19 protein-coding genes are annotated in these 18,829 nt (G+C 65.3%); 11 read left to right on the top strand and 8 right to left on the bottom strand.

Annotated features, from left to right (window positions below; genetic code table 11):
- Positions 1 to 38: 38 nt before the first annotated feature.
- The 5 genes from ABDB87_RS12510 to ABDB87_RS12490 form a co-directional block, all read right to left on the bottom strand.
- Positions 39 to 722 carry a nitroreductase gene (locus ABDB87_RS12510; protein WP_345927503.1) on the bottom strand — a complete coding sequence of 228 codons (684 nt, stop codon included), beginning with the start codon at positions 720 to 722 and terminating at the stop codon, positions 39 to 41.
- A 50-nt stretch (positions 723 to 772) separates the two neighbouring features.
- On the bottom strand, positions 773 to 1,477 hold the full coding sequence (locus ABDB87_RS12505; RefSeq protein ID WP_345927501.1) for a FadR/GntR family transcriptional regulator: 705 nt from the start codon (positions 1,475 to 1,477) through the stop codon (positions 773 to 775).
- A gap of 93 nt (positions 1,478 to 1,570) precedes the next feature.
- On the bottom strand, positions 1,571 to 2,581 hold the full coding sequence (locus tag ABDB87_RS12500; RefSeq protein WP_345927499.1) for a TRAP transporter substrate-binding protein: 1,011 nt from the start codon (positions 2,579 to 2,581) through the stop codon (positions 1,571 to 1,573).
- A gap of 21 nt (positions 2,582 to 2,602) precedes the next feature.
- The gene (locus ABDB87_RS12495) at positions 2,603 to 3,880 is read right to left on the bottom strand and encodes a TRAP transporter large permease subunit (protein ID WP_345927497.1); all 1,278 of its coding nucleotides are present in this window, start codon (positions 3,878 to 3,880) and stop codon (positions 2,603 to 2,605) included.
- A gap of 12 nt (positions 3,881 to 3,892) precedes the next feature.
- Positions 3,893 to 4,417: a TRAP transporter small permease gene (locus ABDB87_RS12490; RefSeq protein ID WP_345927495.1), complete on the bottom strand. Its 525-nt coding sequence runs from the start codon at positions 4,415 to 4,417 to the stop codon at positions 3,893 to 3,895.
- A 195-nt stretch (positions 4,418 to 4,612) separates the two neighbouring features.
- Between ABDB87_RS12490 and ABDB87_RS12485 the strand changes: the two genes are divergently transcribed.
- On the top strand, positions 4,613 to 6,787 hold the full coding sequence (locus tag ABDB87_RS12485; RefSeq protein WP_345927493.1) for a dihydroxy-acid dehydratase domain-containing protein: 2,175 nt from the start codon (positions 4,613 to 4,615) through the stop codon (positions 6,785 to 6,787).
- 79 nt (positions 6,788 to 6,866) lie between these two features.
- On the opposite strand, the gene ABDB87_RS12480 is transcribed toward ABDB87_RS12485, so the two are convergent.
- Both ABDB87_RS12480 and ABDB87_RS12475 read right to left on the bottom strand, forming a co-directional pair.
- Positions 6,867 to 8,189, bottom strand: a complete 1,323-nt coding sequence (locus ABDB87_RS12480; protein ID WP_345927491.1) for a methyl-accepting chemotaxis protein — start codon at positions 8,187 to 8,189, stop codon at positions 6,867 to 6,869.
- A gap of 171 nt (positions 8,190 to 8,360) precedes the next feature.
- Positions 8,361 to 9,218: an SDR family oxidoreductase gene (locus tag ABDB87_RS12475; protein ID WP_345927489.1), complete on the bottom strand. Its 858-nt coding sequence runs from the start codon at positions 9,216 to 9,218 to the stop codon at positions 8,361 to 8,363.
- Positions 9,219 to 9,309: 91 nt separating this feature from the next.
- Here ABDB87_RS12475 and ABDB87_RS12470 point away from each other — a divergent pair, with 91 nt between their 5' ends.
- The 7 genes from ABDB87_RS12470 to ABDB87_RS12440 all read left to right on the top strand — a co-directional run bounded on the left by ABDB87_RS12470 (position 9,310) and on the right by ABDB87_RS12440 (position 13,920).
- Complete coding sequence (locus ABDB87_RS12470; RefSeq protein WP_345927487.1) at positions 9,310 to 9,711, top strand: winged helix-turn-helix transcriptional regulator; 402 nt, start codon at positions 9,310 to 9,312, stop codon at positions 9,709 to 9,711.
- Positions 9,712 to 9,787: 76 nt separating this feature from the next.
- Positions 9,788 to 10,018: a ParD-like family protein gene (locus ABDB87_RS12465; protein WP_345927486.1), complete on the top strand. Its 231-nt coding sequence runs from the start codon at positions 9,788 to 9,790 to the stop codon at positions 10,016 to 10,018.
- On the top strand, positions 10,015 to 10,830 hold the full coding sequence (map, locus tag ABDB87_RS12460; RefSeq protein ID WP_345927485.1) for a type I methionyl aminopeptidase: 816 nt from the start codon (positions 10,015 to 10,017) through the stop codon (positions 10,828 to 10,830). The genes ABDB87_RS12465 and map overlap by 4 nt, the downstream gene beginning before the upstream one ends.
- Before the next feature lie 174 nt (positions 10,831 to 11,004).
- Positions 11,005 to 11,343, top strand: coding sequence for a PepSY domain-containing protein (locus ABDB87_RS12455; RefSeq protein ID WP_345927483.1), 339 nt, complete (start codon positions 11,005 to 11,007; stop codon positions 11,341 to 11,343).
- A gap of 12 nt (positions 11,344 to 11,355) precedes the next feature.
- Entirely contained in the window at positions 11,356 to 12,021 is a 666-nt protein-coding gene (locus tag ABDB87_RS12450; protein WP_345927481.1) for a winged helix-turn-helix domain-containing protein, read from the top strand.
- Positions 12,011 to 13,456 (top strand): sensor histidine kinase, encoded by a 1,446-nt coding sequence (locus ABDB87_RS12445; RefSeq protein WP_345927479.1) that lies wholly within the window; start codon positions 12,011 to 12,013, stop codon positions 13,454 to 13,456. Before ABDB87_RS12450 ends, ABDB87_RS12445 begins: the two co-directional genes overlap by 11 nt.
- Before the next feature lie 116 nt (positions 13,457 to 13,572).
- A complete protein-coding gene (locus ABDB87_RS12440; RefSeq protein WP_345927477.1) occupies positions 13,573 to 13,920 on the top strand; it encodes a NirD/YgiW/YdeI family stress tolerance protein in 348 nt (115 codons plus the stop codon).
- A gap of 118 nt (positions 13,921 to 14,038) precedes the next feature.
- Here the strand turns inward: ABDB87_RS12440 and ABDB87_RS12435 are convergent, their stop codons facing one another.
- Positions 14,039 to 14,434, bottom strand: a complete 396-nt coding sequence (locus tag ABDB87_RS12435; protein ID WP_345927475.1) for a nuclear transport factor 2 family protein — start codon at positions 14,432 to 14,434, stop codon at positions 14,039 to 14,041.
- A gap of 270 nt (positions 14,435 to 14,704) precedes the next feature.
- Here ABDB87_RS12435 and ABDB87_RS12430 point away from each other — a divergent pair, with 270 nt between their 5' ends.
- From ABDB87_RS12430 to ABDB87_RS12420, 3 genes are all read left to right on the top strand, one after another.
- A complete protein-coding gene (locus ABDB87_RS12430; RefSeq protein WP_345927474.1) occupies positions 14,705 to 15,232 on the top strand; it encodes a sigma-70 family RNA polymerase sigma factor in 528 nt (175 codons plus the stop codon).
- A 4-nt stretch (positions 15,233 to 15,236) separates the two neighbouring features.
- A complete protein-coding gene (locus tag ABDB87_RS12425; RefSeq protein WP_345927473.1) occupies positions 15,237 to 16,229 on the top strand; it encodes a FecR domain-containing protein in 993 nt (330 codons plus the stop codon).
- A 115-nt stretch (positions 16,230 to 16,344) separates the two neighbouring features.
- Positions 16,345 to 18,828 (top strand): TonB-dependent siderophore receptor, encoded by a 2,484-nt coding sequence (locus ABDB87_RS12420; RefSeq protein WP_345927471.1) that lies wholly within the window; start codon positions 16,345 to 16,347, stop codon positions 18,826 to 18,828.
- Position 18,829: the final 1 nt, after the last annotated feature.

The following is an 18,829-nucleotide window of genomic DNA, read 5'->3' as shown; positions in this document are numbered from 1 at the left end:
GGCTGCTGCGGCAGCCCCTTTTTTTTTGGCGATCGGTTTCAGTCGTGGAAGCGGGTGAAATCGGTCGCCGGAATCCGCGGCAGATCCAGGGTGTTCTCGGGGGCTGCCGGATCAGCGTATCCCAATGACATGCCACAGACGATTTTCTGCGAGTCCGGAATCTCCAGCTGTGCTCTCACGATCGGGTGATATTCGCAGAAGGCGGCCTGCACGCAGGTGTGCAGGCCTTCGGCGCGAGCCGCCAGCATCAGCGTCTGCAGGAAGCCGCCATAGTCGATCAGGCTGCCCTGGCCCAGGCCCTTGTCGATCGTAAAGATCAGGCCGACCGGCGCGTCGAAGAAGAGGTAGTTGCGCGCCCATTGCTCGCGCATCCGGAGGGTGTCCTTTTTCTCGATGCCGAGCAGGGAGTAGAGCCCGAAACCGGTGTGCCGCCGCCGGCTCAGATAGGGCTCGACCCAGCTCGCCGGGTAGTAGTCGTATTCGCCCTTGTGCTCGAAAGTAGGCTGCGCGTATTCGGCGAGGATAGCCCTGCTCAGGGCCGTTTTTGATTCGCCGGTCAGCACGTGGACCTGCCAGGGCTGGGTGTTCACGCCGCTGGGGGCGCGGGCGGCGAGATCCAGCATTGTGAGCAGGGTGCCGCGGTCGACCGGGTCGGGCAGGAAGCGCCGGATCGACCGCCGGCTGCGGACGATCTCGTCGAAATTTCCGGGAATCGGATTCATGGGCAGAGGCGCTCGTGCAGGAGAAAACACGAGAGCCTAGCAGCTCTGCCTCAGCTGGTGCCATCCATCCGGGTATGGGCGCGGCTGGCCGTGCGCGTGATCATGCCGTGGGCAAGTTCTTCGGCGACGGCGGGATTCTTGCAGCGGATCATTTCGTAGAGATCGCTGTGTTCCTTGACCGTGAGCGCCATGTGGCCCGGTTCGGCAAGGTAGGTGTGGTCGAAGATCGCGCGCTGCAGGGCGCTGATCGCGTCAGCGAGTTGCAGGATCACGAAGTTGTGGGTGGCGCGCACGATGGCGCGGTGGAAAGCGATATCCGCTTCCATGAACGCATCGCGGTCATCGGTATGGCTGCGCATGCCGTTGAGCGCGGATTCGATGGCGACCAGATCGATCGAGGTGGCGCGCTCGGCGGCCCAGCGCGAGATGGCCGGCTCGATGAGGCTGCGCACTTCGATCAGCGAGGCGATCAGTGCCGGGTCCTTGTCATTTTCTAGTGCCCAGGCCAGTACATCGGCATCGAGGTAATTCCATTCGGCCCGCGGCATCACATACAGGCCGCGATAGCGCTGTGCATCGATGATGCGCTTGGTGGCGAGCACCTTGATGACTTCACGCATCACGTTGCGCGAGGTGTCATAGCGCTCGCACAGATCGGCTTCCGAGGGCAGGGCTCCCGGCGGAAAAACGCCCTGCACGATATCGCGCCCGAAGGCGTGAATCAGTCGGTCGGTTTTCGTCATGGTCGGGGTCACGTCGGATCCTGTCTGCGGCGGTGATGTCCGGAATGCTATCAGGCTGGAGGCGGGCAGGGCGCGGCACGTGCCGCATCCCGCCCGCGGGCGGGCTTACTTGCGCAGCTTGGCGAGTTCGGCGTCCAGTTCCTTCACGACTTCGGCATGGCCGGGCATGGCGGCGAACTTGTCGACAGCAGGCTTGGTCGTGGCACGCATGCGATTGAGCTCGGCGTCACTCATGCTGTTGATCTGCATGCCCTTCTGCTTGAGCACCTCCATCGACTTCTCTGAGGCAGCGCGGCTGTCACGGCGCTCGAAGTCGCGCGAGGCAATCGCGGCCTTCTGCAGCGCGGCCTTCTCGTCGGCGGTCAGGCCGTCATACCAGCGCTTGGAGGCGGTCACGATCCAGGGGCTGTAGACGTGACGTGTCATGGTCAGATACTTCTGCACTTCGTAGAACTTGGACGAGTCGATCGTCGTCACCGGGTTCTCCTGGCCATCCACCGCACCGGTTTCCAGCGCCGCGAAGAGTTCGGAGAAAGCCAGCGGCACGGCGTTGGCACCGAAGCCCTTGAACATGTCGATATAGACCGGGTTCTGCATCACGCGCAGCTTGATGCCGGCCATGTCTTCCATCTTGTTGACCGGGCGCTTGGAGTTCGTGAGGTTGCGGAAACCGTTTTCCCAATAGGTCAGGCCGACCATGCCCTTGCCCTGGAGCTTGTCCATCATCTTCTGGCCGAAGGGGCCGTCGAGCACGGTGTCGGCTTCCTTCTCGCTGTTGAACACGAAGGGCAGGTCATACACGCCGAAGTCACTCACGATGCCGACCAGGGTGGCGGTCGAGCCCACCATGATTTCCTGCGCGCCACCGATCAGCGCGTTCTGCATCTGCGGGTCGCTGCCCAGGCTGGCGGCACCGAAGGTCTTGACCTTCCACTTGCCGCCGGAAGCCTTGTTGAGCTCCTCGGCAAAGAAGCGCACCGCGCGGCCCTGGTTGCTGTCTTCCGCCAGACCGTAGCCGAAGCGGACCATGCGCGGCTTGAAGTCCGCAGCCTGAGCCGCGCTGAGCGTGCCGGCAATGGCGAGGCCGAGGGCCAGTGATTTGATGATGAGTTTCATGTCTCCTCCGTTGTGGATGGTTCAGCGATACCAGGTCATCGGAACGGTGATGATCCCGGGGAATGCAACAAACAGCGCAAGCAGCACGATGTAGAGCAACAGGAACGGCCAGATGCCCTTGGTCGCGCTTTCGAGCGAGATCTTCGCCACACCGCAGACCACGTTGAGCACCGTACAGACCGGCGGATGGATCAGGCCCAGCGTGCCGACGAGCACGAACATGATCCCGAAGTAGGTCTGGTCGATGCCGGCCTTCATCGCGATCGGCATCAGTACCGGGCCCATCACAAGGATGGTCGGCGTGAGATCCATCACCGTGCCGACAGCCAGCAGGAGCAGCATGATCGCGGCCATCAGCAGGCGCGGATCGTTCATCATCGGGCCGAGGAACTCGGTGACCTGTTGTGGCAGATCGGCCAGCGTGACCATGTAGGAGGACACCAGCGCGCCGGCACAGAGGAACATCACCGTACTGGTGGTGCGGGCGGCATCGACGAGCAGGCGCACCAGCTGACGGGCATTCACCTCGCGATAGATCACCATCGCGACGAACATCGAATAGGCCGCAGCCACGACCGCCGCTTCGGTCGGGGTGAAGAAGCCGCCGCGCAGCCCCCCCAGGATGATCACCGGCAGCATCAGCGCCCACACGCCCTTGACCACCGCCTGGCCGCGCTCGCCCCAGCTGCGGCGCGGTTGCGGCGTGACTTCCATGTCGTGGGCGAGATACCACCAGACGAACACGAGCCCCAGCCCCATCAGCAGGCCCGGCACGATGCCGGCGAGGAAGAGGCTGGTGATCGAGGTATTGGTGGTAACGCCGAAGATGATGAAGGGCATCGAGGGCGGAATGATCGGGCCGATGATGCCGCCCGAGGCGATCAGACCGGCCGAGCGCGGCACCGGATAGCCGTGGTCGCGCATCATCGGCACGAGCAGGGTGGCGAGTGCCGCCGTATCGGCAATCGCCGAGCCGGAGAGGCTGGCGAGCAGCACGGCGGCGCCGATGGTCACGTAACCCAGGCCGCCACGAATGTGGCCCACCAGGCTGACGGCCAGATCGATGATCCGCCGTGAAATGCCACCGGCATTCATCAGCTCGCCGGCGAGAATGAAGAAGGGTACGGCCATCAGCGGGAAGCTGTCGGCACCCGAGAGCAGGTTCTGCGCGACGAGCTGGGCATCGAAGAAATCCAGGTGGAACATCAGCGCGACACCGGTGAGCATCAGCGCAAATGCGATTGGCATGCCCAGCAGCATCAGGATGAGCAGGGAGCCGAGAAATACGGCAAGCGTCATGATCAGGCGTCCTCAGTTCTTGTGTGCAGACCCGGCTTGGGCGGGCTTCGGTTCGCCGGGGATCCGGGCTTCGGGGTGATTGCGCAGGATGCGCCAGAGGTTCATCGCGACGATCGGAATCATCGAGGCCGCGCAGAGCAGGCCGCTGCTCGCCATCAGGGCGGTCGGGAATCTCATGACGGTCGAATAGGTCTCGAGGCCGATGAGCGTCTGGCTCCAGCTGCCTTCGAGAAAGAGCCACAGTACATACAGCATCAGCACATGGCTCAGCACGGCACAGGCGCGCCGCAGATTGCGCGGCAGGAGCGCCTGGAACATTTCCATGCCCAGGTGTGCGCCGCTTTTGAGCGACAGGATGGCGCCCAAGAAGATGAGCCAGACGAACATCAGGCGCGAGATTTCTTCCGCGGCCGGCAGGCCGGTGCTGAACACATAGCGCAGGACGACGTTGGCGCCGATAGCGACCACCATCACGGCGAGCGCCAGGGCCATCAGCCATTCGATGGCTGTTTCGAGGCGCGGGGTCGGGATTTTCAAGACAGTTCTCCTTCTGATCACCGGGCGGCGGATCGGGCGGTCCGCTCGGTACGGGCTGAACTGTAGAACAAAGAATTGTTATGACCCTATAAGTGATTTCCACCATACGTCGAATGTGTTGCTGTTGTACTACAATCGACTCGAACAGCAGTACCGGAGCACCTCTGCTCTGGCTGTCTTGCAAGCGGATGTGCCATGACGACGCCTGAAGTGATGAATCCAGAATTTGCCGGCCTGCGGATCGAAGAGCGCTACAACCCCTTTCGCGAATGCATCCAGGGGCTGGCCAACGAGCCGATCACGGTGCGCGCGCTGCTGCGCCGGGCCGACGACCTGCTCGCGGACGAAGCGGATTTCGCCGGGCTGGGCGACTACGGGCTGGATGTGATCGTCGAGCGCCTGGCCAGCAACCGGCCGCGGGTGGTGATCATCCAGGGCTCGCCGGATCACCCGGCCCACCTCTTCGATCACGAGCACAGCCTGCGCGCGGCCGCCCGCATCTGGCAGAACGGCGGCGTGCCCTTCACCTTCGGCATCCCGGTGATCTGTGATGGCACCGCGCAGAGCAACATCGGCCAGAGCTATTCGCTGGCTTCACGCAATCACACCGCGACCGCGGTGAACATCAATTTCGAAGGCCACAGCTATCACGCGGCCTATGTGATTTCGGGCTGCGACAAGACGCCGACCGGCATTCTTTCCGGCCTCGCCGCGGCTGACCGCGCACGTCGCCAGCCCGAACGCGGCAGCGCGCCGGTGTGGTCCATCTTCGTGCCGGCGCATGTGCTCAAGGGCGGCAGCATTCCGAAGCGCACCCGCCAGAAACTGCAGGCCATCCAGGACGCCGCGATTGCCGCCGGCGACCGCCAACTCGCCGAAGACATCGAGGAGAACTGCCATTACATCCTGCAGTGCTCGTCGGACGAAGCCTTTCTCGGCCAGCTCATGCGCGCCGAGGAAAAGGGCCTGATCGGCCTGGCCGAGCGCGAGCAGATCCTCAATGAACTCGCGGCCGCGACCTGTGACGACAAGGGCGGCATCTGTGCCTTCAACGGCACCGGCAACTCTTCGCGCACCCTGGTTGCCGCGCTCGGCTTCGTGCCGGCCGAGGCCGAACTGCTGACCGATGAGGCCACCACCGACGTGGTCCGGCACAATGTGGACCTGCTCTTCCGCATGTTCAACAAACCCGAGTATTCGGTGTGCAACCTGCTCGAGAAGAACTATGCCAATGCCATCCGCATTCACGGCGCGACCGGCAGCTCCTCCAACCTGATGCTGCACATGCCCTGCGTGATGCGCCATGCGGGCTACGACGTGTCGCTGCATGACTACGCCCGTGTGCGCGACGCGCATGCGGTGCCCGACATTTTCGCGCACAGCCTCACTGAAGGCCGCGACACCTTCGTGCTGGCGCAGCAGGCCGCAGCCGGCTTGCATCACGGCATGACCAGCCTCTTCAAGGCGCTGGCAGACCTGGGTGTGCCGATGGATCTGGATGCGCCGACGGTCGCTGGCCTGACCTGGCGCGAGCGCGTGGCCGCGATTCCGGTCGCGGTGTCACCCGAGCTGCCGCAGGAGCGCTCGGTGATCCGCATCCAGCCGATCCGCGCGATTTCCGGTACCGACGTGATGCAGGGTAATTTCTTCTCGTCCTGCACGCTGAAGGTGGCGGGCATGAGTACCGAGTCCTACAAGCGCTTCAATGGTCGCGTCTTCCTGGTGCGCTATTACGAAAACGAGATCGACTGCAACGACGAACTCCGCTCCAGCGACCTGATCGATCGCCTCGCCGCATTGCCGGCCCTCACGCCGGAGTTGCTCGCCGCGATCCGCCGCTTCAACGGCGCGCCGGAGGACGAGAGCGTGCGAACCATGATCGAGCGCGGCACCCTGGCGTTTGCGCTGGTTATCGCCGGACAGGGACCGACGGCCTTTGGCATGCCGGAAATGTTCACCCCCAGCCAGAACCTGCGCCACCACGGCGTGATCGAGAAGACCTCGATGATGATCACCGATGGTCGCTATTCGGGTGTGACCAAGGGCGCCTGTGTCGGTCACATGGTGCCTGAAGCCTATGAAGGCGGTGGCATCGGCGCGCTGGTCGATGGCGATCTGCTCTGGGTGCAGCTCACCGAGCGCCGCATCGATCTGCTCGACACAGGGGCCTTCCTCGCAGGCCGCCTGCTGCCGCTGCCGAACGCGCCCTTCGATGCGCGCGCCGCACTGATTGCGGAGCGGCGTGCGCGCATCGAGCATCGCCAGCTTCAGGTGGCCGCCAGCAGCATGATGGACAACGTGACGAACGCCGAATACGGCGTGGTGCCGATGGCGGTGCACAAGCGCGCCAGGCTGCCCTGGCCCGCCTGAAACACCAGAACACTCCCCCGGCCCGCCTCAGGCGGGCTGACTCGGCCGGCGCCCAGCGCCGGTTTTTTTTTGCCCGCCGCTACTGCAGCGCGGCGCTTTTCAGCTGCCTGACCACTTCGACCACCTTGCAGGCGTCGTCATGGATCTGGCGGATGGTGGCACCGGCTTCGGAGACCATCCGCACGCCGGACTCCACGCCTTGCCGGCTGGTGTCCATGCTGCCGATCACCGCAAGGGTCTCGCCCTGGATCTCGGTGATCATCCGCGAGATGTCTGCGGTCGAGAAGGCGGTGCGCTCAGCCAGCTTGCGGACTTCATCCGCCACCACCGCAAAGCCCCGTCCCGATTCACCGGCCCGCGCGGCTTCGATGGCGGCGTTGAGAGCGAGCAGATTGGTCTGGTCGGCGATTTCCTTGATCGTGTTGACGATGGAGGTGATCTGGCTGGTCTTCTGACCGAGTCCGGCCACCTGGGTTGAAGCCGCATTCATGCGGGTGGAGAGTTCTTCCATCTGGCGGACTGCATCGCGGATCACGATTTCGCCGCGGGCCGAGAGCGTTTCGGCCGACTGCGAGACTTCGCTGGCCCGCTCGGCACTTTCGCGCTCGGCCTGCGCCTGAAGCACCCGTGCGGTCACGTCGCGGGCAATCTTCACGACACGGTAGGCGCGGCAGTTTTCGTCGACCACCGGGTTGTAGCTCGCTTCGAGCCAGACCGGCTCCCCCTGGCGGGAGACACGCTCGATCAGCCCGGTGAAGCATTCGCCGCTGCGGAGCTTTCGCCAGAGCTCGGCGTACTCATTGCTGGCGGCAAAGGCTGGCGTGCAAAACATGCGGTGGTGCTTGCCCACGATTTCGTCGGCGCCATAGCCCATCGTTGTTAGGAAGGCCGCGTTGGCTTCGAGGACCTTGCCGTCCATGTCGAACTCGATCACCGCACTGGAGCGGTTGATCGCTGCGATCAGGCCGCGCGTACGGTTGGCTTCCTCCACGCTGGCGGTGATGTCGTTGGCGATCTTGATGACATGGCTGATCTGTCCCGCGCCGTTTCTGACCGGGAAATACGTGGCTTCGAGCCAGGCGGTTTCGCCGTTTTTGCGCAGGCGACGGAACTTTCCGCTGAAGGATTCGCCCATGCCGAGGCGGCGCCAGAAGGCGTCGTATTCCGCGCTGTGCACATAGTCGGGGTCGCAGAACATCCGGTGGTGCTGGCCGACCGCTTCCGGCTCGGCGTAGCCCATGGTCTGGCAGAAGAGGGGATTGACGCGCAGGATCCGGCCGTCGAGGCTGAACTCGATCTCGGCGACCGCCTGATCCAGCGCGCGGCTGACATCCTGCAGGCGCTGAAGCTCCGCGCGCATTTCCTGCAATGCGACCTCGGACTTGTTCCGGCTGAAAAACATGTCTGATCCTCCCTTGAGCGCTGATGGCTGCACCGGACGCGGACGATCGCGTTTTGGCAATAGCTCTGATTACGGCAGCCATCCGGACTCACTGAGGCCAGGACACACAATTTGATACGTCCATTGGTCGAGCACGGGCGGCGTTTGTGCAGGCGCCGCCCGTGCACGGCATCAGGCCTGCTTCAGGCTCTGTTCGACCAGCACGGCAAGCGGCGTGGTGGTACGCCCGATGAGGCGGCTGAGGGTGTGGCTGGCGTCAAACAGTGCGCCCCGGGCTGCGCCGGCGTCGGAATCGGCGATCAGCTCCGCAAACGGTGCGGGCAGGCCGGCCGCGAGCAGGGCACCGGCATACTCGGCCTGGGGCAGATCGCGGTACGCCACGGCCTTGCCGCTGGCGCGGGCGAGGGTGGCCGCAAACTCGCTCAGGGTGTAGCTCTCGTCTCCGGCCAGTTCGTAGATCTTGCCGGCGTGGCCGTCGCTGCTGAGCACGGCGGCGGCCGCATCGGCGTAATCGCGGCGACTTGCCGATGCGATCCGGCCCTCACCCGCGCTGCCGAGCACCGCCCCATGGGCCAGCGCTACCGGCAGGCTGGCCAGATAGTTTTCGGTGTACCAGCCATTGCGCAGCAGCACGAAGGGCAGGCCCGACGCGCGGATCAGCGCTTCGGTCGCCTTGTGCTCGGCAGCCAGCCCGAGCGGGGAGTGGTCCGCATGCAGCAGGCTGGTGTAGGCCAGCAGCTTGACGCCGGCCGCGCGCGCCGCATCGATCACGGCCGCGTGCTGGGGCAGGCGGCGGCCCACTTCGTTGGCCGAGATCAGCAGCAGCTTGTCCGCACCGGCAAACGCGCTGGTGAGGGTATCGGGGCGGTCGTAGTCGGCCAGGCGCACAGTGACGCCTCGCGCGGCCAGGTCGGCGACTGATTCGGGTTTGCGGACAGCCGCAACGATCTCGCTGGCGGGCAGTTTCTTCAGCAGGGCTTCGATGACGAGGCGGCCGAGCTGGCCGGAGGCGCCGGTGATGACGATCATGAGGAGTGCTCCATCTGTTGTTCGTGATGAGGAAGTGGCACACTATCGCCAACGCTTACGAAAAGTAAGTACATACAAAAAGGTTAGTGCGATGACTGAATCCGGTCCGGCACCGCTGACGCTTGGCGAGTTCCTGCGCAGCGATGCCAACAAGGGCAATGTGTTTGCCGAGAAGTGCCCCTCCCGCGAGGTGCTCAATCATGTTACGAGCCGGTGGGGAGTCTTGCTGCTGCTCGGCTTGCGGGGCGGAACCTTCCGCTTCAGCGAACTGCGGCGCAAGGTGGGCGGCATCAGCGAGAAGATGCTCGCGCAGACCCTGCAGACGCTGGAGTCCGACGGTTTTGTGGAACGCATCGCCTACCCGGTGGTGCCGCCGCATGTGGAATACCGGCTCACACAGACCGGCGAGGAAGTCGCCCTGCGTGTGGAAGCCCTGACCGACTGGATCGAGCAGAACCTGCCCCGCGTGTTCTCGGCGCGCGTGGCGGCCTGATGCCGGATGGCTCGCTTCCCGGGCGCTGACTTGGTAATATACGCTCCATATACAAACCATATACCGGAGCATTGCCATGGGCATTGTCAGGATTTCGGAGCAGATGCATGAGAATCTGCGCCTCAGCAGCGGTGCGTTGAGCCGCTCGATCAACGCCCAGGCCGAGCACTGGCTGCGTGTCGGCATGATGGCCGAACTCAATCCGCAGATGAACTACGCCGAGATCTGCCAGCTGCTTATCCAGGCCGAGCAACAGGCCGCGCATGACGCCATGCTCGATCCCGCACTGAACCGGGGGGCCGCATGAACGCACGCAAGCAGGTCACGATCCGCATGCCCGCCGAAATCGAGATGGCGCGCAAGGCCGGCAGGCTCGCAGCCCGCATCCTCGAAATGATCACGCCGCATGTGAAGGCGGGAGTGACGACCGATGAGCTTGATCGTCTCTGCCACGATTACATCGTGAACGAACTCCAGGCGATCCCGGCCAACATCGGTTATCACGGCTATCCCAAGACCATCTGCGCGTCGGTCAATCATGTGATCTGTCACGGCATTCCGTCCGACAAGAAGCTGCGTGACGGCGACATCGTGAATATCGATGTGGCCCTCATCAAGGATGGCTGGTTTGGCGACACGAGCCGCATGTACTGCGTGGGCCAGCCGAGCATTCTTGCGAAGCGCCTGGTGAAGACCACCTATGAGGCGATGCGGGCCGGCATCCGCGCGGTGCGCCCCGGTGCGACCCTGGGTGACGTGGGTCACGCGATCCAGACGGTGGCGCATCGCGAGGGTTTCAGCGTGGTGCGCGAGTATTGCGGCCACGGTATCGGCACGGTCTATCACGACGAGCCGCAGGTGCTGCACTATGGCCGCCCGGGCGAGGGGCTGGTGCTGCAGCCCGGCATGATCTTCACCATCGAGCCGATGATCAACGCCGGCAAGGCCGCCTCCACGCAACTGCCGGATGGCTGGACGGTCGTCACGCGTGACCGCTCGCTGTCCGCCCAGTGGGAGCACATGGTGCTGGTGACCGACGACGGTTTCGAGGTGCTCACGCCCTGGCCGGAAGGCTATGGCGAGTATCCCGCCATCGAGCTCGATCGCGCCGCCGCCTGATCCCGGCGGGCCGGACCTCGCAGCACCCCGCCGGTCGCAGGACCGTCGGGGTTTTTCCTTTCTGTACTTCTGTTCATTCAGCGTTCAGCTTGAGGCTGGCAGCATCGCGGTCCCTGCCGCCGGTTCAGGAGCGGCCTGCCGGTGCGGGCCGGGCAAAAACGGATTGGATCCCTCATGTGTCTTCGCAGTTTCTGCCGCCTGCTCTCTTGCGGCCTGCTTCTTCTGTCGGCCGCGGCTGCGCTGGCAGGCGAGCCGGATCGGGATCAGGACAGCGCCCGCGCCGCCCTGCAGTCCGGTCAGGCGATGTCCTATGCGCGCCTGCAGGCGCATCTCTCGGCGCACATGGATTGCCGGATCCTAGAGGCCCGGCTGCATCCGGAGAAGGACACGGGGCAGATGCGGATGATCTACGAGATCAAGGCGATCCGTTCCGACGGGCAGATTCTCAAGCTGGAGCTTGACGCGGCCAGTGGCGAGATCCTGAAACTCAAGAACAAGGGTTACAAGGACTGAAGGAGATACGCCATGCGCATACTGGTAGCGGAGGATGACGTCCTGCTGGGGCAGCAGCTGGCCGCGCAGCTGAGTGATGCCGGCTATGTCGCCGAGATTTCGCGTGACGGCATCGATGCGCACCATCGCGGCAGCACCGAAGCCTTCGACGCGGTGGTGCTCGACCTGGGCCTGCCGAAGCTCGATGGCTTGAGCGTGCTCAAGCGCTGGCGTGACGCCGGGGTGGTGGTTCCGGTGCTGGTGCTGACCGCGCGTGGCAGCTGGCACGAGAAGGTCATCGGTATCGATGCGGGCGCGGACGACTACCTCGCCAAACCCTTCCAGCCGCCGGAATTGCTCGCCCGCCTGCGGGCGCTGATCCGGCGCAGTGCCGGCATGGCCTCTTCGCTGATCCGCTGTGGCGAGCTGAGCCTGGATACACGCAGCGGCGAGGTGAGCTTCCGTGGCCAAGCCGTCAGCCTGACCAGCCATGAATACAAGCTGCTGGCCTACCTGATGCATCGGCCCGGCGTGCTCGTCAGACGCGCCGAACTCATCGAGCACATCTACGCACAGGATTTCGACCGGGATTCCAACACGATCGAAGTCTTCGTCGGCCGCCTGCGGCGCAAGACCGATTCCAGCGTCATCCAGACCGTACGCGGTCTGGGCTACCGGATGGCTGCCGATGAAACCTGAGAAAGGGGCCGCGCTCACCGGCGCCAATGCCTTGCCGCGCTCATTGCGGGTGCGCCTGCTGTGGGGCAGCGTAGCCGGCATTGCGCTGGCCCTGCTGGTGAGTGGCGTGATGCTGACGAAACTCTTCAAGGAGCATGTCGTCGGGCAGTTCCAGGCAGCGCTTGAACGCCAGCTCGACCAGCTGGTCACCGAGCTGGATTTCGATGCCGGCGGGCGGCTGCGTGTCGATGCCAATGCCATGCTGGACCCGCGCCTGCTCAAGCCGTATTCCGGCCTGTACTGGCAGGTCGATGCGCTGCCGGAGCACGGGGAGGCGCAGATTGCGGTGCTGCGATCGCGCTCGCTGTGGGACAGCGAACTCGCGCCCGAGCCGGACACGCTTGCGGAAGCATCCGATGCCGGGCGCCTGCGCGTGGCCGGCGCCAGAGGGCCGGCGGGCGAATCGCTGCTGCTGCTGCAGCGCGTGGTGAGCTGGGCGGACGCGCCCGGCATGCATTACCGCCTGATGCTGGCGGGCGACCTGCGCTTCAATCTGGACGCGACGCATCGCTTTGGTATGGCCTTGGCTTGGGTGCTGGGCTTGCTCTTCGTGGTGCTGGCACTTGCCGGCCTGGCTCAGGTGGGCGTCGGCCTGCGACCCCTGCAGGAGTTGCAACGTGGCCTGAGGCGATTGCGCGAAGGCAGCGCCGAGCGGCTGGAGGGGCTGTTTCCGCAGGAGGTGCAGCCGCTGGTGGATGACTTCAACGATGTGCTGCAGACCAATGCCGGCGTGGTGGAGCGGGCGCGCACCCAGGCCGGCAATCTCGCGCATGCGCTGAAGACGCCGCTCGCGGTGCTGGAGAACGAGGCCGCGCGTGCGCAGAGTGGGGCGGACCCGATGGATATCGAACTCGTGCGCGAGCAGCTGGGCCAGGTCCGCCGCCATGTGGACTGGCACATGCAGCGCTCGCGGGCGGCGGCCGCACGCCGCCTGCCGGGCCGGCATACCGGGGTGGAGCCCTGCATTGCCGGCCTGTTGCGGGTGTTCGAGCGGGTGTTTGCGGAGCGCCAGATACAGGTGACGCTGACCAGTGCCGAGCCCGGGCTCCGCTTTGCCGGCGAGCAGCAGGACCTGCAGGAAATCCTCGGCAATCTGCTGGAGAACGCCTGGAAGTGGGCTGGATCGGAAATCCGGATCGGGCTCGCCCGCGGCAGGCCGGGCTGGCTCACGCTGCAGATCGAGGATGACGGCCCCGGCATCGCCGAAGCGCAGCTCGACGCGGTACGCGAGCGGGGCGTGCGTCTGGATGAACACACGCCGGGCAGCGGGCTGGGCCTGGCCATCGTGCAGGATCTCGTCCAGCTGCATGAAGGCGAGCTGCATCTGGCCAACCGGCCACAGGGCGGCCTGTGCGCCACCGTGATCCTGCCCGAGGCTCGCCCGGCCGGAAACTGAGGCCGCCTCTGCGCAACGAGGTGCCGGCGCGTTCAGGCTTCATTCAGATGACGCCGCGCAGAATGATCTCCATGCCGGTCCTGCCTGGTCCGGCGATTCGAAACAAGGAGATCACCATGACACAGACATTCACCCTGGCCGCTTTGCTGCTGGCTGCCTCACTCTCGGCCAGCGCGCAGTTCGTCGGGCCGGCAGGCGAAGCCAGCAGCGTGAGCGAGATCCGCTCGAGCCTGCCCTTCGACCGCATCGTCACGCTTCGAGGCCAGATCCTGCGCCAGGTCGGCAAGGAGCTCTACGAGTTCAGGGATGCGACCGGCTCGGTCTGGCTCGATATCGATCACAAGCACTGGCAAGGCTTGCCGCCGGTTGGCGCAGACAGCAAGGTGGAGGTGTATGGCAAATACGTTCCCAAAACCCTGGGCCTGAGCAAGCTGAAGGTCATCAGCCTGCGCGTGCTGCCCTGAGCCGGCCGGAGCACCCTGTCATGCTGTTCGATCTGCTGGCGTGCGCGCGCTGCCTGATGGCTCTGTTGCCGCTTCTCTTTCAGCTGCGGCAGGCTGCCCGGGCGGCAGCGCCCGGCTATCAGTTGCCGGAGGCGGCGCGACTGGCAGCGAAGTCGGCGCGCAGCGGTGCGGTGTCGTAAATGATCGTGAGCTTGCTGAAATGCGTGCGAGCGGTGTCGAGCTCGAACACATCCACGCACTCGAAGCTCACCGGCTGGCCATTGGCGAGTGTCCAGTCATACCGGAAGTGCAGGGCGACCGAGGGGGCGTTGTCCTGCGGCAGGAAGACGTTGAGCAGCCGGGTTTGCGAGCGTGAGGTGTCCGCGAAGAGCTCACGGTAGAACTGCGTGGCCGGTTTCACGCCATAGAGCGGCGAGACTACGCCCGCATCCGGCGTGAAAAGCGCGAGGACGGCATCGAGATCGCCGTCGTTGAGGGCGGCGAGGTAGCGTTTGCATAGGTCGGCGAGCGGCATGGATGTTCCTGCGGGAAAACGAGCGGACAATTCTGCGGTCGGGGGTCGGGAGTGTCCAGCGCGGCGACGTCGGCCGCCGGAATGCTGCGCGCCGCATCCGCCCGCTGAGCGCCGGGGCCGTGACGGATGCCGCACGCCTGCGCTGTTGAGCACCCGTGATGTTGATCACGGCGCGCTGAGCCGACTCGGGTCTCGCGCTGGCGTTTTCCCGTGCTTCGGCTCTAAAATGATAATAATTCTCATTCGTGTATTTTTAGCAGAAAGCCCGTCGTGTCCGCCATCGAGCATGCCCTGCAAGACCAGATTGCCCTTCTCTATGCCGAGCACCACGGCTGGCTGCGCGGCTGGCTGCGCAAGAAACTCGGCGATGCGGGCGATGCGGCCGATCTGGCGCATGACACCTATCTGCGCATTCTCTCTACCGGACGCGTGCCGCAGGCCGATGAATCCCGCCGGCATCTGACCCAGGTGGCCAAGGGCCTGGTGATCGATCTCTGGCGGCGGCGCGAGATCGAAAACAGCTATCTGGAGGCCATTGCCCGGCTGCCGGAGGCGCAGGCGCCCTCGGAGGAAATGCGGGCGATCGTGATCGAGACCCTGATCGAGATTGACGCGATCCTGCATCGTCTGGCGCCCAGGGCGAGGGCCGCGCTGCTGATGTGCCGGCTGGATGGCATGAGCTATCGCGAAATCGCGGCGCAGTTGCAGGTTTCGGTCTCGTCGGTCGAGAAATACATTGCGGCGGGCCTGCTGGCCTGCTGGCAGGCCTCGCAGGATTTTTCCGCCAGCGGAGTCTGAAGTCATGACAACACCCGCGGGTCAGGCCCGTTCCGATGCGCCCCTGGCGGCGCCCATCCTGCAGCGGGCATCCCTCTGGATGGCCAGGCTGTGGGCCGATGATGCGAGTGAGCGGGACCGCGCGGCCTGTGCGGCCTGGCGCGCCGAGCATCCGGATCACGAGCGGGCCTGGCAGTGTCTGCAGGGCATCGATGGCAAGCTGGGCAGCGTGCCCGGCGAGCTCGCCCGCCAGGTGCTGACGCGGCCGCAGGAGCCCGCTTCGCCAAGGCGCCGCACCCTGATGCGCATGCTGGGCTTCGGCGTGGTGGCGGCTGGCGCGATGCGTCTCGCGAGCGAAACGCCGCTCTGGCAGCAGACGCTTGCGGACGCCTCCACCGGTCGTGGCGAAGTCCGCGAGATGCAGCTTGCCGACGGTACGCGCGTCGTGCTCGGGCCGGAGACCGCGCTTGACCTGCGTTTCGGCGCAGACGAGCGCCGTCTGCTTTTGCTGCGCGGCGAGATCATGGTGACCACCGGGCATGAGCGGGGATCGGCATACCGGCCTTTCCGCGTAGCCGTGGCCCAGGGCTGCGTGGAGGCGCTGGGGACGCGCTTTTCGGTGCGCGCCGGCGACGATGAAGCGCGCGTCGCCGTGCATGAAGGCATGGTCCAGGTCAGCCCCGACCGCTGCGAAGGTGATCCCGTACTGCTGGGGGCGGGGCAGGGCATGCGTTTCACCGCCCGCACCACCGGACCGGTCTTGCCGGTCGCCGCAACGGATGACGCCTGGACGCGCGGCATCCTGCTTGCCGAGAACATGTCCCTGCAGGTGCTGCTCGCCGAGCTGGGGCGTTATCGCCAAGGCCTGCTGCGCTGCGATCCGGCAATCGCCGGCCTGCATGTCAGTGGCGTGTTTTCGCTGCGTGACACGGACCGCGCACTGGCCAATCTCGCCGCGGCGATGCCGATCGAGGTGATCTACCGCACGCCTTACTGGGTCACCGTTCGCGCGCGCTGAGCGGGTGCATCGGGCCGGCAGAAAAATATTTTGCGAAATCATTGAGGGTTTTCGCATCTCGTCCGGGAAGCAGGGTGAAGGCTTTGAAATCCCCCTGAATCGAAAGGACCATACGATGCCCAAGGGCTCTCCCGAATTCTCCCGCGCCGCTTGCCCGGCGCAAGGCTCGCCTCGCTTCATGCCCCGTGCCACGGCGCGGGCAGTGCAGGCTGCGCTGCTGGGTGGCTTTGCATGCTGTGCCTCGCTGGCGCTGAGCGCTCCGGCCCACGCGCAGGCCGCTGCGCAGGCGCCGGCCGCGCGCAGCTACAGCATTCCGGCCGGGCCGCTCGATCGTGCGCTGAACAGCTTCGCCGCGATCTCCGGCGTTGAATTCACAGCCGACGCCGCCCTGCTTCAGGGGCGCAGCAGCCGCGGGCTTTCCGGCATCTTCACTGTCGATCAGGGCTTTGCCGAGCTGCTGCGCGGGCAGGAACTCTCTGCGGTGCGCCAGGGCAACGGCAGCTATGTTCTGAGCAAGGAAGTGGCAGCGCGCGCCGCCACACCGGCCGAGACCACGCTGGCCACGGTGAAGGTCACCGGCACCACGGTGTCGGCCACCGATCTGCCGGCTTCCTACGCCGGTGGCCAGGTCGCCCGCGGCGCCAAGCTCGGCATGCTGGGTAATGTCGATGTCATGGATGCGCCTTTCAATGTGACGGCCTACACCGCGCAGGCGATTGCCGACCAGCAGGCTGCCACGGTGGGCGACGTGCTCCGGAATGATCCCTCGGTGCGCTTCACGACCAGCGATGGCCACAATGCCGAGAACATCACCATCCGCGGCTTCGAGGTGAATTCCTCCGAGCTTGCCTTCAACGGCATGTACGGCATGCTGCCCGGCGCGCATGTGCCGACCGAGTTCGTCGAGCGGGTGGAAGTGTTCAAGGGCCCGGCCGCGATGCTCTCGGGCATTGCGCCCAGCGGCGCGGTGGGCGGTGTGGTGAATGTGGTGACCAAGCGCGCCACCGAGCAGGACCTGACCCGCCTGACGACCAGCTATGCGTCGATGTCCCACCTTTCGCAAGCCGTGGATGTGGGGCGCCGCTTCGGCGAGGAAAAACGCCTGGGCGTGCGTTTCAACAGCTCGCTCGGCTATGGTGAAACAGCGGTCGAGGATCAGAAGAAGCGCGACAACTTCTTCGCGCTCGGCATGGACTACCGGGGAGACCGCTGGAAGCTGGAATTCGATGCCTACTCCACCCATCAGCACCAGTCCAATGGCAGCCCGCTGATGGTGGGTTTCAGCACCCTGGGCCGCGTGATCGATGCGCCGGATCCTTCGAAGAACGCGCTGCGCGGCACCTACGCCCACCAGCGCACCGATGGCGCCATGCTGCGTGGCGAAGCGGAAATCACCCGCAACCTCACCGCCTATGCGGCTCTGGGTACGGCCAACTACAACTACGAAGGCTTTCTGAACGGCACCCGTGTGGTGCTGCGGGCCGTGGGTGACGGCAGCGCCACCGGCCAGACCTACAACCAGGCCGGCTACACTCGCACCACTTCGGGCGAGGCCGGGCTGCGCGCGAACTTCGGCACCGGCAGCGTGGCGCACCAGATGGTGCTGAGCCTGGCCGAGCAGCGCACGACGACGGGTCTGGCGAGCGTCAATACCAGCGCCAGCTACATCACCAACATCTACGACCCCAAGGTGGATCCGACCATCGCCGGCGCACACGGCGCGGTCGCGCGCTCGGCCGACAACGTGTATTCGAGCGTCGGTCTGGCCGACACGCTGAATCTGCTGGATGACCGCGTGCTGCTCACCGGCGGCCTGCGTTCGCAGCGCGTGCGTCAGCGCATGGCCAGCCCGAAGGCCTACGACGAGAGCGCGATCACGCCGATGGCAGGCGTGGTGGTGAAGCCCTTCGGGCCCGAGGTGTCGCTGTATGCCAACTACATCGAGGGTCTGAGCCCCGGCGTGACGGTCGGCAGCACCTACGCCAACGCCGGCCAGACGCTGGAACCCTACAAGACGCGCCAGAAGGAAGTCGGCGTGAAGTGGGAGCACGGCAGCTTCATCAACACGCTTAGCGTGTTCAGCATCCTCAAGCCCTCGACCATCGAGACCGGCAGCGGCACGCTCAAGACCCTGGCGCTGGATGGCAAGCAGAAGAACGAAGGCGTCGAGTGGAATGTGGCCGGCCAGATCACGCGCCAGGTGCGCATGCTGGGCGGCCTCGCCTACACCCGCGGCAAGGTGGTGCGTGCGTCCAGCGCGGCCAACGACGGCAAGAAGGCCCCCGGCGTGCCGGCCTGGACGGCCAACCTCGGCAGCGAATGGGATCTGCCCTGGGTCAGCGGCCTGACGCTCAATGCTCGCGCGGTCTACACCAGCGCCCAGTATCTGGATGCGGCCAACGCGCTGCAGATTCCTTCCTGGACGCGCTGGGATGCCGGTGCCGCTTACGCACTGACCGCCTTCGGCCGGCCGGTGGCGTTGCGCTTTGCGGTGGAAAACCTGACCGACGAGCACTACTGGTCGGGTCGCTTCGGTGAAGGCTTCGCCACGCTGGGCTCGCCGCGTACCTTCAAGCTCTCCGCCTCGGTGGACTTCTGAG

Source organism: Uliginosibacterium paludis, assembly GCF_039631355.1.
GTDB lineage: Bacteria > Pseudomonadota > Gammaproteobacteria > Burkholderiales > Rhodocyclaceae > Uliginosibacterium > Uliginosibacterium paludis.
The sequence above is the reverse complement of the archived record's forward strand: the minus strand, read 5'-3'. Positions and strand labels throughout refer to the sequence as shown.

What these genes read in the sequence shown, in the direction of transcription:
- ABDB87_RS12510 (WP_345927503.1), bottom strand. Translation starts at nt 722, where the DNA reads ATGAATCCGATTCCCGGAAATTTCGACGAGATCGTCCGCAGCCGGCGG.
- ABDB87_RS12500 (WP_345927499.1), bottom strand. Translation starts at nt 2,581, where the DNA reads ATGAAACTCATCATCAAATCACTGGCCCTCGGCCTCGCCATTGCCGGC.
- ABDB87_RS12495 (WP_345927497.1), bottom strand. Translation starts at nt 3,880, where the DNA reads ATGACGCTTGCCGTATTTCTCGGCTCCCTGCTCATCCTGATGCTGCTG.
- ABDB87_RS12485 (WP_345927493.1), top strand. Translation starts at nt 4,613, where the DNA reads ATGACGACGCCTGAAGTGATGAATCCAGAATTTGCCGGCCTGCGGATC.
- ABDB87_RS12480 (WP_345927491.1), bottom strand. Translation starts at nt 8,189, where the DNA reads ATGTTTTTCAGCCGGAACAAGTCCGAGGTCGCATTGCAGGAAATGCGC.
- ABDB87_RS12475 (WP_345927489.1), bottom strand. Translation starts at nt 9,218, where the DNA reads ATGATCGTCATCACCGGCGCCTCCGGCCAGCTCGGCCGCCTCGTCATC.
- ABDB87_RS12470 (WP_345927487.1), top strand. Translation starts at nt 9,310, where the DNA reads ATGACTGAATCCGGTCCGGCACCGCTGACGCTTGGCGAGTTCCTGCGC.
- ABDB87_RS12465 (WP_345927486.1), top strand. Translation starts at nt 9,788, where the DNA reads ATGGGCATTGTCAGGATTTCGGAGCAGATGCATGAGAATCTGCGCCTC.
- map (WP_345927485.1), top strand. Translation starts at nt 10,015, where the DNA reads ATGAACGCACGCAAGCAGGTCACGATCCGCATGCCCGCCGAAATCGAG.
- ABDB87_RS12455 (WP_345927483.1), top strand. Translation starts at nt 11,005, where the DNA reads ATGTGTCTTCGCAGTTTCTGCCGCCTGCTCTCTTGCGGCCTGCTTCTT.
- ABDB87_RS12450 (WP_345927481.1), top strand. Translation starts at nt 11,356, where the DNA reads ATGCGCATACTGGTAGCGGAGGATGACGTCCTGCTGGGGCAGCAGCTG.
- ABDB87_RS12445 (WP_345927479.1), top strand. Translation starts at nt 12,011, where the DNA reads ATGAAACCTGAGAAAGGGGCCGCGCTCACCGGCGCCAATGCCTTGCCG.
- ABDB87_RS12440 (WP_345927477.1), top strand. Translation starts at nt 13,573, where the DNA reads ATGACACAGACATTCACCCTGGCCGCTTTGCTGCTGGCTGCCTCACTC.
- ABDB87_RS12435 (WP_345927475.1), bottom strand. Translation starts at nt 14,434, where the DNA reads ATGCCGCTCGCCGACCTATGCAAACGCTACCTCGCCGCCCTCAACGAC.
- ABDB87_RS12425 (WP_345927473.1), top strand. Translation starts at nt 15,237, where the DNA reads ATGACAACACCCGCGGGTCAGGCCCGTTCCGATGCGCCCCTGGCGGCG.
- ABDB87_RS12420 (WP_345927471.1), top strand. Translation starts at nt 16,345, where the DNA reads ATGCCCAAGGGCTCTCCCGAATTCTCCCGCGCCGCTTGCCCGGCGCAA.